The 10,801-nt window shown below is 64.0% G+C and carries 7 protein-coding genes; 2 read left to right on the forward strand and 5 right to left on the reverse strand.

What is annotated here, in order from left to right:
• The first annotated feature begins 40 nt into the window (after window positions 1-40).
• Window positions 41-2,668 (forward strand): DNA ligase D, encoded by a 2,628-nt coding sequence (gene ligD / locus VK804_RS09335; protein ID WP_325370194.1) that lies wholly within the window; start codon window positions 41-43, stop codon window positions 2,666-2,668.
• 108 nt (window positions 2,669-2,776) lie between these two features.
• Here ligD and VK804_RS09340 read toward each other — a convergent pair whose 3' ends face one another.
• Entirely contained in the window at window positions 2,777-2,941 is a 165-nt protein-coding gene (locus VK804_RS09340; protein WP_021080901.1) for a DUF3309 family protein, read from the reverse strand.
• A 162-nt stretch (window positions 2,942-3,103) separates the two neighbouring features.
• Here VK804_RS09340 and VK804_RS09345 point away from each other — a divergent pair, with 162 nt between their 5' ends.
• A complete protein-coding gene (locus VK804_RS09345) occupies window positions 3,104-3,415 on the forward strand; it encodes a polyhydroxyalkanoic acid system family protein (protein ID WP_325370204.1) in 312 nt (103 codons plus the stop codon).
• A 210-nt stretch (window positions 3,416-3,625) separates the two neighbouring features.
• Here the strand turns inward: VK804_RS09345 and treY are convergent, their stop codons facing one another.
• The 4 genes from treY to VK804_RS09365 all read right to left on the reverse strand — a co-directional run.
• Window positions 3,626-6,418 (reverse strand): malto-oligosyltrehalose synthase, encoded by a 2,793-nt coding sequence (gene treY / locus VK804_RS09350; RefSeq protein ID WP_325370207.1) that lies wholly within the window; start codon window positions 6,416-6,418, stop codon window positions 3,626-3,628.
• Entirely contained in the window at window positions 6,418-8,184 is a 1,767-nt protein-coding gene (treZ, locus tag VK804_RS09355; RefSeq protein WP_325370211.1) for a malto-oligosyltrehalose trehalohydrolase, read from the reverse strand. The genes treY and treZ overlap by 1 nt, the downstream gene beginning before the upstream one ends.
• Window positions 8,181-10,256: a glycogen debranching protein GlgX gene (gene glgX, locus VK804_RS09360; protein ID WP_325370216.1), complete on the reverse strand. Its 2,076-nt coding sequence runs from the start codon at window positions 10,254-10,256 to the stop codon at window positions 8,181-8,183. Before glgX ends, treZ begins: the two co-directional genes overlap by 4 nt.
• Before the next feature lie 3 nt (window positions 10,257-10,259).
• The coding region (locus VK804_RS09365) for an alpha amylase C-terminal domain-containing protein (RefSeq protein WP_325370221.1) at window positions 10,260-10,801 on the reverse strand (542 nt) is incomplete at its 5' end.

The raw sequence follows: 10,801 nt of genomic DNA on the forward strand, positions 1-10,801 counted from the left end.
GCCGTGCGGCGCCGGTCTTTCATTTGCGTGGGATTACTCCGTGGCCCTCAAGAAGCTCACCACCTACCGCAAGAAACGCGATTTCGAGAAAACCGCGGAGCCGAGCGGCGACGCCAAGGTCGCGCCGTCGAAGCAGCGGCGGTTCGTGATCCAGAAGCATGCGGCGACGCGCCTGCATTACGATCTCAGGCTCGAATTCGACGGCGTCTTCAAGTCCTGGGCGGTGACCAAGGGTCCCTCGCTCGATCCGCGCGACAAGCGGCTGGCCGTCGAGGTGGAGGACCATCCGCTCGACTATGGCGATTTCGAAGGCACCATACCGAAGGGCGAATATGGCGGCGGCACGGTGATGCTGTGGGACCGCGGCTACTGGGACTCCGACGATCCCGAAAAGGGATTCAAGAAGGGCGACCTGAAATTCACGTTGCACGGCGACAAGCTGCACGGCAGTTGGGTGCTGGTGCGGATGCGCTGGGATCGCGATGGCGGCAAGCGGACCAACTGGTTGCTGATCAAGCACCGCGACGAATACGCCAAGGAAGGCAACGCCAACGACATCCTGGACGAGGACAAATCGGTCGCCTCGGGGCGGACCATGGAGCAGATCGCCGCCGGCAAGGGCAGAGTGCCGAAACCGTTCATGCTGGCGAAGTCGAAGCGCGCCAGCGCGGACGCGGTCTGGCATTCGAACCGCGGCGACGACGTCATCTCCTACGCGCCACCGGCAAAGGAGATCGGGGGAAAAAAGGTCGCGGCGGTGCCGGATTTCATCGCGCCCGAGCTTTGCACCGCGGTCGATCGCCCGCCCAGCGGCGAGGGCTGGTGCCACGAGATCAAGTTCGACGGCTATCGCGTACAATTGCGCGTCGAGGCCGGCAAGGCCCGGCTCAAGACCCGCAAGGGGCTCGACTGGACCGACAAGTTCAAGGCCATCGCCAGGGAGGGCAGTTTGCTGCCCGACGCGCTGATCGATGGCGAGATCGTCGCCCTCGATCATAGCGGCACGCCGGATTTCTCCACGCTGCAGGCGGCGATTTCCGACGGCAAGACCGACGATCTCATCTTCTATGCGTTCGATCTGTTGTTTGCCGATGGATTGGATCTGCGCCGGCTGCCGCTGCGCGAGCGCAAGGCCCGACTAAAGGAATTGCTGGAGACGCGAGCGAACGGCAAAGCCAGGTCAATCCGCTATGTCGAGCATTTCGAGGCCGATGGTGATGCCGTCCTGCAATCGGCCCGCAAGTTGTCGCTGGAGGGCATCGTTTCGAAGAAGCTCGCCTCGCCCTACCGCTCCGGCCGATCCGAGAACTGGACCAAGGCCAAGCTCCGCGCCGGACAAGAGGTCGTGCTGGGCGGCTGGAAGACCACGGGCGGCAAATTCCGCTCGCTGATGGCGGGCGTGCATCGCGGCGATCATCTGGCCTTTGTCGGCATGGTCGGCACCGGATTTGGCCAGGACACGGTGCGCCGGATCATGCCGGCGCTGAAGGCCAATGCCTCGGACAAGAGCCCGTTCGGCGGCAAGGACGCGCCGCGCAAGACCCCCGACGTGCATTGGCTGAAGCCCGAACTCGTCGCCGAGATTGAATTCGCGGGCTTTACCGATGACGGCAACATCCGGCAGGCCGCGTTCAAGGGTTTGCGTCAGGACAAGCCGGCCAGTGAGGTGCAGGCGGAGGAACCGGTCATGACCAAAGTCGCCAAGCCTCTTGCCAGGAAAGCCGTGATATCGAGCAAGCCGCGGTCGACGGCAGCGGCGAACAAATCCGCCGAGGTGATGGGCGTGGTCATCTCGAAGCCCGACAAGGAGCTGTGGCCGGACGGCCGTGACGGCAAGGGCGTGACGAAACTCGATCTCGCCCGCTATTTCGAGGCGGTCGGCGGCTGGATGATCGGCTATCTGAAGGGCCGGCCCTGTTCGGTGGTGCGGGCCCCCGACGGCATCGACGGCGAGAAATTCTTCCAGCGCCATGCGATGCCCGGCACCTCCAGCCTGCTTGAGCTCGTCAAGGTCTCGGGCGACCGCAAGGCTTATTTGCAGATCGATCGCGTCGAGGGGCTTGCCGCGGTCGCGCAGGCCGGCGGTCTCGAACTGCATCCCTGGAATTGCGCGCCGTTCGCACCCGACGTGCCGGGCCGGCTGGTGTTCGATCTCGATCCCGCGCCGGAAGTGGAATTCGCCGATGTCATCGAGGCTGCCAAGGACATGCGACAGCATCTCGACGCGCTCGGCATGGAAAGCTTTTGCAAGACCACCGGCGGTAAGGGGCTTCACGTGGTGACGCCATTGGCCTATGGCGCGAAAGACAAGGTGACCTGGAAGGAAGCCAAGGCTTTTGCGCAGCGCGTCTGCCAGTGGATGGCCAATGAGGCCCCCGAGCGCTATCTGCTCAACATGTCGAAGAAGTTGCGTAAAGGAAAGATCTTCCTCGATTATCTGCGTAACGACCGCATGGCGACCGCGGTCGCGGTGCTGTCACCGCGGGCGCGCGAGGGCGCCACCGTCTCGATGCCGCTGACCTGGTCGCAGATCCGCGGCGACCTCGATCCCAAACGCTACACCGTCCGCACGGTGCCGGCACTGCTTGCGAAGAGCAAGGCGTGGCAGGGTTTTGACGAGACGGCGTCATCGATCAAGGCGGCGATGAAGAAGCTGGAGAAAAAGTAGGGTGGGCAAAGCGAAGCGTGCCCACCCTCGTCGACACAGCGCGGAGCTTCCGGTTTGTTGGTGGGCACGGCACAAGCGCGCCTTTGCCCACCCTACGGTTCACAGGCCTCAAAGCCTTCCGAGCAGCAGCAGGATCAGGAGAATGACGATGACGAGCCCGAGGCCGCCGCCGCCGTAATAGCCGGTGCCGTAGAACGGACCGCCGCCAATGCCGCTGAAGCCGCCGAGCAAGGCGATCACGAGAATGATCAGGATGATTGTTCCGATAGACATTTAGCGTTTCCTCCGGCCCGGCAGTTGGCACCTGTTGCTCTGCCCTCGACCGAAAAAACGAACGGGAACCCCGAAGGTTCCATCATCCTCCGGCTGTTATTTGGCTCCTCTTTTCCCGGGATGAATCGCGACTACATGCGTACTGCCGCCGGGAGATGAAAAATGTCCGCGCCTCTGATCGTATCAATACCGCATCGGCTCGGCCGCGAAGAGGCGACACGCCGCCTCAAGGCGGGCCTTGCGCGCGCCGCCTCCAGCATTCCCGTGCTGCAGGTCGACGAGGAGCGATGGGAAAGCGATCGCATGATGTTCCGCGTTCGCGCGCTGGGGCAGGCGGCCTCGGGCCATCTCGACGTTGCCGACGATCATGTCCGGGTCGAAGTCGTACTGCCCTGGCTGTTGCAGCGATTTGCGGAAGTGGCGCAAGCGGCGATCAAACATCGCGGCCAACTGCTGCTGACCAAACGGAGCTGAGCGAACAGCATCGATCTATCGCGCTGCACAAACGTTATCGATCTGTCGCGCTGCAGCAATGAGGCAGTGAAAAACTTTTACCGATCGTAAGCTTGCCGGTAACGAATCTCGGGGAGGATCAGGCTTGCGCGGGGAAGGGAACCGAACTTTTTGAGTCGGCACGATAACCGCCAGGCCGCCCGGCCGTCGATCCCGGGCGGCTTTTACGTTCTACCCGCGCGCCAAGCGACTCCGCTTCCGCTTTGCCGCTCCCTGCGATCTCGCCTTCAGGACTGCGGCTGGTAAATGATGAAACAAGGCGGAAAGCGGCAGCTGTCCGGCTTCGCTGGTCACGCCTTCCACGGAATAGCCGCTCACATTGATCGTCGCGTCATAGAGCTCGCCGCGCGGCCAGACCCGGCCGCCTTGCGAGAATCCAGCGAATGATTTTGCCACGACGACGATCGCGGCATCGCGGCCATGGCGCCGCGCAAAGGCGATGACGTGGTCGCGGTGGGGCCCGCTGACTTCCAGCGGCTCGTAATCGCCGTGAGTGAACACCTCGGCGAGCTCGGTGCGGACCTTCAGCAGGTGCGCCGTCCATGCCAATTTCAGATGACCGTCCGGCCAGTTCGTCGCGAATGCTTCCCAGTCCGGCGTTTCGCTTGCCGCCAGCGCGGCCGCGCGCGCGGCAAAATCCACCGGCCGGCGGTTGTCGGGATCGACCAGCGACAGGTCCCAGAACTCGGTGCCCTGATAGAAGTCGGGCACGCCGGGGATCGTGGCTTTCAAGGTGATCTGGCTCAGGGAATCGAGCGCGCCCAATAGCGCGAGCCGTTGCGCCAGCGTATCCAGCGAATTGAGAAAATCAGCCGAGAGCGCGGGATCCAGAATCCGCGCGATGAAGGCCTGCAATCCCGCCTCATAGGTCTCGTTGGGATTGAGCCAGCTGGTCTCCTGCTTGCCCTCGCGCGCCGCCTTCAGGGCGTAGGCCTGCATCCGCTGCGGAAAATCATCGTCGCGTTCGCCCAGCGGCCAGGCGCCGAGTAGCGCCTGATACAGCATGTATTCGAAGGTCGCGGACGGCGCCCGCATCCCGTCTTGCACGACATGCGCGGCGTTCAGCACCTTCCAGCGCGCCACCGCGCTGGTCCATTCGCCGGGAATTTCCGTCAGCGCGATCAATCGGGCGCGGGCGTCCTCGCCGCGCTTGGTATCGTGCGTCGCCGTCGCTGTCATGCCGTGCGGCCATTGCTTGGCGCGAAGCTTCATGGCCGCATGAAAGGCCTCGACCGAAAGCGCCTTCGCCGACGGATCGCCGCCGACCTCGTTGAGCGCGAGCAGGCGGTGGTAGCGATAGAACGCGGTATCCTCGAGCGACTTCGCCATCACGGGACCGGTGAACTGCTGCAGCTTCAGGGCGAAGCGGCGCACGCGCGGCGGGCTGTGCGATGCGCGGCCGGGCTTGATCAGGTCCATGGTCAGGGTATCGCGCAGGAAATCGAAGATGCCGTCGTCGGCGGCGAACCAGTCGGTGCGCGCCTTCGCGATCGTCTCTGAAATCAGCTCACGGTCGTGCGCCGTCGGTCCCGCCGAGGCAAGGTAAGTGCGATAGACCGGGAAATGCAGGATGTAGAGTTCGAGCGCCTGCCGCAGGCTGTCGGCGGAATAGTCGCGGGTCGAGTAATGCCCGGCGGCGATGCGCGCGAGCAATCGCCGCAGCACCGTGAACTCGCTGGTCAACAGCGTCTCCAGCACCCGACGCTTGGCTTCCCGCAGCACCGGTTCGAGCCGCGGCGGCGTATTGCTGATCTGCCGCCACACCTCGTCGAGCGGATCGAGGCCGCGGCCGTCCAGCAGCACCTGGGTGATGGCATTCAACCATTCGTAGCCGGTGGTGCCGTGAACGCCGGCAAAGGCCTGCAGCGCTTCGTGTTCCCCGAGAATTTTTTCGACCGCCATGTAGAACGGCCCGGCATCGTTGCCACGCGCGTCGCGGATCAGGCGGCGCAGGCGCTGAAAATATTGCGCGGGATCGCGCAGGCCGTCGATGTGATCGAGCCGCAGGCCCTGCAGCTTGCCGTCCGCGATCAGGGTTTTGACCAGGCGATGAATGGCGGCGAAGGTGCCGGCATCCTCGACCCGCAAACCCGCCAGCGAATTGACGTCGAAGAACCGCCGGTAGTTGATGTCGCTGGAAGCGAGCCGCCAATGCCCGAGCCGGTAATGCTGGCGTTCCAGCAGGTGATGCAGCGCGAGCGTCTGCGCGGGGCGGTCGGGTCCGGCGCGATAGGCGGAAAGCCCGCGCGCGATGGTCTCGTCGCTTCCCGCGATGTCTCCGAGTTCGGCCTTGAACGCGGGTGCTTCCTTGCGATTGGGGTGATGCAAGCCGGCGTAGCGCGAGGCCAATTCGAGGATGCGCTTTCCCGTCGTGCCAACCTCCGCGTCAGCTTCCCGGACGATGGACCGCAAAATCTCGCTGTAGCGCCCGGGCGAGATCGGCAGCCGGTGTTCGAAATACCACGCCGAGAAACTGCCTTCGCGCATATCGAAGCGCAGCTCGATCTCGCCCTTCTCCAGCGCTTCGCCGTAGGACGAGCCGAGGATCGGCAGCAGCACGCCGCCGCGGGCGCGGTAGGGCATCAGTTCCCAGTCGATGTCGAAGGAAGCCGCGTGCGGCGATGCGGGGCCCCATTCCAGTACGTCGAGCCACCAGGGATTGTCGGCGAAGTGCACACCGACATGGTTGGGGACGAAATCGAGAATGAGACCGAGGCCGTTCGCTTTCAGCGCCCGGCTCAGTCGCTCGAAACCCGCTTCGCCGCCGAGTTCGGGATTGAACTCGGCGTGATCGACGATGTCGTAGCCATGCGTCGAACCCTTGCGCGCCTTCATGAAGGGCGACGCATAGAGATGCGTGATGCCGAGCGCCCTCAGATAGGGGACGATGGCAGCGGCCGCGTCGAAATCGAAACTCGCCGTGAGCTGGACGCGGTAGGTTGCGATGGGAATGGCGGCACGCATCAGCGCGCTCCGAGATACCAGGCCACCGACCAGGGCGGCATGACATCGCGGGCCTCGCCGCCCCAGATCGCACTGCCGCCCGCTTTGCCTGATTTGCGCGCTATCGCGGCATTCGACAGATTGGCCACCAGCCGCAGCATCGCGCCCTCGCCCATGCGCCAGCTCGCGGTCAGCAAGCCGTGGTCGCCCGCTTCGGCTTTGCCGAACGTTGCGCCCGCAAGTCTCGGCGTGATCTCCTTGTGGCGGATCGTGAGCAACTGCTGCACCAACGCGAGCCGCTTTCGGCCGTCCGCGGTGCTGCGCGCGTCCCAATCGAGCACGGCCGCTCGGAACGTGGCCGGCGCAAGCGGGTCGGGCACCTCGTCGCCGTATTTGGCATAGGCCCAGGCGTACTCCCTGCGCCTTCCTGCGCGGACCGCGTTCGCCAGATCGCCCGCGAAATCGCAGAAGAAGGGAAACGGCGCCCTGGAACCCCATTCCTCGCCCATGAACAGCATCGGCGTCATCGGCGCCAGCAAGGTGACCGCAAGCGCTGCTTCGATCGCCTTGGGATCGGCGATGCTCTCCAGCCGATCGCCCAACGCGCGGTTGCCGATCTGGTCGTGATTCTGCAGGAAATTGACGAAAGCCGAGGGCGCGAGGTCGCCGCTCGCCTCGCCGCGCAGCTTGCCGCCCCAGAAGGGCGCGGCTTCGCCCTGGTAGACGAAGCCCGACGCAAGCGCGCGTGCCAGATCGCCCCGCGGCGAAGTCTGGTAGTCGCCGTAATAGCCCTGGGATTCGCCGGTCAGCATGACGTGCCACACGTGGTGGTAATCGTCATTCCATTGCCCGCGATATTTGCCGTGCAGCGGTTCTTGCGCCGGATCGAGCAGGCTGGCGCGGTTGTCGCCGTTTTCCAGCACGAGATGGATGTGCCGGCCGGTGGTTTCCGCGAGTTGGCCAACCGCAAGGCTGAGATCGTGCAGGATCGGGATTTCGCCGGCCTCGACGATGGTATTGACCGCGTCGAGCCGAAGCCCGTCGAAGCGGTAGTCGCGCAACCAATGAAGCGCGTTTTCGATCGCGAAGGCGCGCACCTCGCGCACGCGGTAATCAATCGCACTGCCCCACGGCGTGTGGGCGTTCGTGAAGAAATCCGGCGCGTAGCGGCCGAGATAATTTCCCTCGGGCCCGAAGTGATTATAGACCACGTCGAGAAACACCGTCAGCCCGCGCAGATGCGCCTCGTCGATCAGGGTCTTGAGATCGTCGGGCCGGCCGTAGGCGCTGTCAGGCGCGTACCATAGCACGCCGTCATAGCCCCAGCCGCGTTCACCCGCGAAATCCGCCAGCGGCATCAATTCGAGCACGGTGATGCCGGTTTTCACCAGGTGATCGAGCTTTTCGATCATGGCGCGGTAAGTGCCTTCCTCCGTGAAGGTGCCGACATGGGTCTCGATCAGCACGGTGTCCTGCCACGGCCGCCCGCGCCAGTCCGCGGCGCGCCAGCGGTAGCTGGTGTGATCGATCACTTCGCTCGGGCCCGAGACGTCCTCGGGCTGAAAGGCGGAGGCCGGATCGGGCACGTCGATGTCGTCGTCGATGCGGAATTTGTAGCGCGCACCGGCCGTGACATCAGGCACCTCGGCCGAGAACCAGCCGTCTTCGCCGCGCCGCATCGATACGGACTTCGCCAGCAACAGGTCGACGCGCTTCGCCGCCGGCGCCCACAGCCGAAACAGTGCGCCGCCGGCCGTCAGCCTGGGGCCGAATTGCCGATCGTTCATGCCGAACCCGCAAAGGCGAGGACCGAGCGAGGAGGGGCCTTGATCTCGCTTCCCGACGCGAAGTCCGCGGCCTCCTGCTTAACGTTCGCGGTATTCAATAGTTGCTGCCAGCTCTTGTATTCCGGCATCTTCGGCAGCTTGAACGTGATCTCCTCGGGGGCGGCGTTAAGCACGATGAAGATCGCAGCGCCGCCCTGTTCGGCCGGGCCGAGCACATAAGCGAGAAAGCGGCCTTCGGGGAATTTCCAGTCTTCGTCCTTCATGTCCTCGGCGGCCGGCGTCAGCCACAGCACGCCATAAGTACCGTCGGCGCGGCGGCCGTCGAGCCAGCGATGCGAACGGATCTGCGGAAAGCGCCGTCGTATCTCGGTCATGTGGCCGACGAAATCGGTGAGGTCGTCGCCCTCGCGGCCAAGCCGTTCCCAGCCGACCCAGCCGACGTCATTGTCCTGGCAATAGGCGTTGTTGTTGCCGCCTTGCGAATTGCCGACCTCGTCGCCGGCCAAAATCAGCGGCAGGCCCTGCGCCAGCAACAGGCACGCCAGCTGGTTTTTCCGTAGCTGGCGGCGAAGCGCCGCGATCGCGGGATCGTCGGTCGGACCCTCATGGCCGCAATTGTTGCTGTGATTGTCGTTGGAGCCGTCGCGATTGTCCTCGCCATTGGCTTCATTGTGCTTCTGGTTGTAGCTGAACAGGTCGGCCAGCGTGAAACCGTCATGCACGGTGACGTGATTGATGCTGGCGCGCGGCGTGCGGCCGTCGTGGTTGAACAGGTCGGATGAAGCGGTCATGCGGCTCGACACCTCGCCGATCAGGCTGCCTTCGCCGCTCCAGTAGCGTCGCATCGCGCTGCGATAGCGGTCGTTCCATTCCGACCATTGCGAGGGAAACCCGCCGACCTGATAGCCGCCCATGCCGAGATCCCAGGGTTCGGCGACGAGTTTTACCGACGCCAGCACCGGGTCCTGCCGAATCGCGGTGAGGAAGCCGGAATTGCGGTCAAAACCGTTCGGTCCACGCGCCAGCGTGGTGGCGAGATCGAAGCGGAAGCCGTCGACGTGGCAGATTTCGACCCAGTAGCGCAGCGAATCCATCACCATCTGCAGCACGCGCGGATGGGTGAGGTTGACCGAGCTGCCGCAGCCGGTGAAATCGTCGTAGAACCGCGGATTGTCCGGCTTCAGCCAGTAATAGGAGGCGTTGTCGATGCCGCGGAAGGAGAGCGTCGGGCCCAGATGGTCGCCCTCGGCGGTGTGATTGTAGACGACGTCGAGCATCACCTCGATGCCGGCGTCGTGCAGCCGCGCCACCGTGGTGCGGAAAGCATCGAGCGGATTGTCCTGCGCATAGCGCGGCTCCGGGGCAAAAAACGACAGCGTATTGTAGCCCCAGTAGTTCACCAGCTTCTTTTCGACCAGGATCCGGTCGTCGATCAGGCCATGGATCGGCAACAGCTCGATGGTAGTGACGCCGAGCCGTTTAAGATGATCGATCATCGCCGGCGACGACAGGCCGCCATAGGTGCCGCGCAGGTTCGGCGGCACGTCTTCGCGCCGCACGGTCAGGCCCTTGACGTGCGCCTCATAGATGATGGTGTCTTCCCAGGGAATATTGGGCCGCATCTCGCGGCGGCCCCAGTTGAAGGTCTCGTCGACCACGACGGCCTTGGGCATGCCGCGCGCATTGTCACGACGGTCGAACGAAAGGTCCTCGCGGGCGCTGCCGGTGCGATAGGCGAAATGCGCATCGCTCCAGACCAGCCGTCCGGCCAGCCGCCTTGCATAGGGATCGAGCAAGAGCTTGTTGGCGTTGAAGCGGTGGCCGTGCTCGGGCTCATAGGGGCCGTGAACGCGATAGCCATAGAGTTGTCCGGGCGACACGTCGTTCAGATAACCGTGCCAGACGTCTTCGCTGCGTTCGGGTAGTTCGATGCGTTCGAGTTCGCGCCGGCCCTGGCCGTCGAACAGGCAGAGCTCGACCTTCTGCGCGTTGGCGGAGAACAGCGCAAAGTTGGTGCCCCGGCCGTCCCAGCTTGCACCGAGCCGCGAGAACGTTCCGGCGGTCAATCGCATGCGTCAGCTTTCCGGTACGAGAAAAATGGCGGCCAGGGGCGGGATGGAAAGATTGAGCTCGGGCACGAGGCCTTCCAACGTATGGACTTCGCCGACGTTCCCGACATTGCTGCCGCCATAATGCGCGGAATCCGAGTTGAGAACCTCGCGCCACTTGCCGGTGAACGGCACCCGGACACGGTAGTTGTAATATACATTCGGGGAAAAGTTGATGACCACGAGGCAGCGCGCGCGGGCATCGTTGCCCTTGCGGATCCAGGCGAACACGTTGCCCGCGGCGTCGTAGTTGACGATCCATTCGAAGCCGGACTGATCGCAATCCATCTCGTGCAGCGCGGGCAACGACCGGTACAGCCGGTTGAGGTCGCGGATCAGGTTCTGGATGCCGGAATGGTTTTTCTGTTCCAGCAGATGCCAGTCGAGCGAGCGGTCATGGCTCCACTCACGCTCCTGGCCGAATTCGCAGCCCATGAACATCAGCTTCTTGCCGGGGTGGGCGTACATGAAGCTGTAATAGGCGCGCAGATTGGCAAAGCGCTGCCACT

Origin of the sequence: Bradyrhizobium sp., from assembly GCF_035484855.1 — a bacterium.
Classification (GTDB): Bacteria; Pseudomonadota; Alphaproteobacteria; order Rhizobiales; family Xanthobacteraceae; genus Bradyrhizobium.

Excerpts from the sequence above, each read along its gene's own strand:
- treZ (WP_325370211.1), bottom strand. The coding sequence starts at position 8,184 with ATGAACGATCGGCAATTCGGCCCCAGGCTGACGGCCGGCGGCGCACTG.
- treY (WP_325370207.1), bottom strand. The coding sequence starts at position 6,418 with ATGCGTGCCGCCATTCCCATCGCAACCTACCGCGTCCAGCTCACGGCG.
- glgX (WP_325370216.1), bottom strand. The coding sequence starts at position 10,256 with ATGCGATTGACCGCCGGAACGTTCTCGCGGCTCGGTGCAAGCTGGGAC.
- VK804_RS09340 (WP_021080901.1), bottom strand. The coding sequence starts at position 2,941 with ATGTCTATCGGAACAATCATCCTGATCATTCTCGTGATCGCCTTGCTC.
- VK804_RS09345 (WP_325370204.1), top strand. The coding sequence starts at position 3,104 with ATGTCCGCGCCTCTGATCGTATCAATACCGCATCGGCTCGGCCGCGAA.